Origin of the sequence: Vibrio floridensis, from assembly GCF_021852965.1 — a bacterium.
Taxonomy (GTDB): domain Bacteria; phylum Pseudomonadota; class Gammaproteobacteria; order Enterobacterales; family Vibrionaceae; genus Vibrio; species Vibrio floridensis.
The window spans coordinates 1-2,282 of the sequence record NZ_JAKGCY010000048.1 but is presented as its reverse complement, the minus strand read 5'-3'; the positions used below and the strand labels follow the sequence as shown (position 1 = coordinate 2,282).

Below are 2,282 nucleotides of genomic sequence, written 5' to 3'. Positions count from 1 at the left end.
TCCCTATTTTTAGCCCATCGTTCTTGTTGATCTATACTCATGCATCGTACCCCAATTTATAAAAAGAACATGGTAACGTTTGGTCTGAGCACAATCATGAATACTTTGAGTATTTTCGACAAAGTTAATAAAGATTTGAATAGCGCATAACGCCCGCTTAAGGGGCAGCCAACGCTATTACCAACTTGCCGCATAACTTCGTAATCACAAAGACCAACGCATGGTAAAAATGCCACGCGTTGGCTGTCCCTCTTGAAGCGTTTGTTAGCTTTATTTTCACATGTTATTGTTTTGGTTGCCTATCGCTAGTCTACACTTCGAACTGAAATAACCTCAGTTCGTTCAAGTAATATCTGTCCATAATGAGCAAAGTCCTCTTGAGGATTTGATGCCAGATATCTTCTCAAAGCCTGAACAAGCTCTTCATGAGATTGAGTCAATCTTTCAACCTCTCCGCCATTGAAGTCCGTAAAAACAATTCCCTGAAGTTCATTTAGCCATTTTGAAAAAGAATCAGGTTTTGATGAAAGCACAGCCAAAGTAATCGAGGTGTGATGCGTCAAACCGATTACCAATAGATGAGAAACTTCTCCAGAAACACCACCATCTCTGTGGAACCATATTTCACCTAAGGTATTTACAGTGGGAATGACCATATGTGAGTAATCCCCACTCAAAACCTCTTCAATAACAGTATAATTATCTTGCATCCAGCGTAGATTCAAGTCTACGCGAGAGAGCGATGATATTGCAGAAGAAGAAAATAGCAATAGAGATAAAATTAGCACTTTCCTAAACATTGGTTATTGCTCCAGTTTGTTACTAACTCTAATTTCAGCTTCTTTGTACTTTCTAATCTCAGAGAAAATTTCCGACAAGGCCACCTTGCTGTTATTGACATAGTAGTGGGAGTCACTCATTACGCCCCAACTTTTTCCTGGCATTAGGCAACCCTCGGTATTTTCATGATAATTTCCCGAATGCATCAAAATATAAGTTCTTCCCGGTACATTTTTTAGCTCATAGACATTTTTATAGGTACCGCCATCAAAAGGCTTCATTTGGTATGTGCCAGCTGAAATTCTTTTATCCGAGCCTTCAACTATCGAATCAGGGCCCCCTGGTTCTAAAACGAACCAACTTTTATCAACCCCCTCAATAGTAAGCTTCCCTAACGTCGTTTCTCCATGTTGCTTTATACGTCGTAGGTTTAATATAACCTTGCTTTGCTTATCTGCCATGTTGTATGTCCTCGTAGTAAGTTGAGAAAATACTAACTGACGCAACCAAATTCTACACATCCAACAAATATCTTTTCGGCAAATACCCCACAGAAATGTAAACAATAACTCTGTCTTTTACACTCGAAAACTTGAGTTATAAAGCTAACGCCCGCCTAAGGGGCTGGCAACGCATTACCACAAAACTCAAACACAACAGCCATAACCACCGCAGCTCATTGGGACTGGAAACGCCACGCGTTGACAGTCCCTCTTGAGGCGTTTGTTATGCAGATTTTTCCAACCACTGTTTCTGAGTGATTTTATATAAACAATGCCGCTCCAGAGGATGACCTTTAACCACCTTTGGATGACCAAAGTCTTGATTCGTATTGACCATTCCTAATTTCAGCATTACTCGCTGAGAAGGCAGATTTTGCAACGTGGTAAACGCATAAACTGAAGGAGCATTAAGCTCTTCAAATGCGAATTGTAATGCTTTTTTTGCCGCTTCAGCTGCATAGCCTAAACCCCAAAACTCCGATGACAAACGCCAACCAATTTCGATAAAAGGGGCATTGGGAAATCCACTATTTTCATCTTGACTATGCAACCCAACAAAACCAATAAACTGCCTAGTTTCTTTCAACTCAACAGCCCAGAAACCCCAACCTCTTTCCGAAATAAGGCTTTGCATTTTATTGGCTTGCTCATAACTCTCTTCGCGTGAAAGTGGAGCAAGAAAATACCTCATCACATGTGCGTCAGAGCATAACTCAGCATAAGGTTTATAATCTTCATTTTTCCACTGACGCAAAATAAGCCTGTCGGTATCCATTTTCATACTAAGTTCTCAATGTGAAGATTACATCTGCATAACGCCGCGTTAAGGGGTGAGTGCCGCATAAACCAACCTTTCGCAGACCACCTTCACCACCAAAACTCACCGCATACCAAAAACGCCACGCGGCACGAATCCCTCTTTAACGCCTTGTATGGATAATAACTAACGAATCAGGGTAAGGTGAGACCCAGACTTTAGCTGCAACTAAAGTTCTCTAT

The 2,282-nt window shown here is 41.0% G+C and carries 3 protein-coding genes; all 3 read right to left on the bottom strand.

Features of this window, described 5'->3' with window-relative positions; translation table 11 throughout:
- Positions 1-305: 305 nt before the first annotated feature.
- Positions 306-800, bottom strand: a complete 495-nt coding sequence (locus LZU85_RS20645; RefSeq protein WP_206626183.1) for a hypothetical protein — start codon at positions 798-800, stop codon at positions 306-308.
- Positions 801-803: 3 nt separating this feature from the next.
- Positions 804-1,241: a DUF5675 family protein gene (locus tag LZU85_RS20640; RefSeq protein WP_080537781.1), complete on the bottom strand. Its 438-nt coding sequence runs from the start codon at positions 1,239-1,241 to the stop codon at positions 804-806.
- 265 nt (positions 1,242-1,506) lie between these two features.
- Positions 1,507-2,064, bottom strand: a complete 558-nt coding sequence (locus LZU85_RS20635) for a GNAT family N-acetyltransferase (protein ID WP_237288421.1) — start codon at positions 2,062-2,064, stop codon at positions 1,507-1,509.
- Positions 2,065-2,282 lie beyond the last annotated feature (218 nt).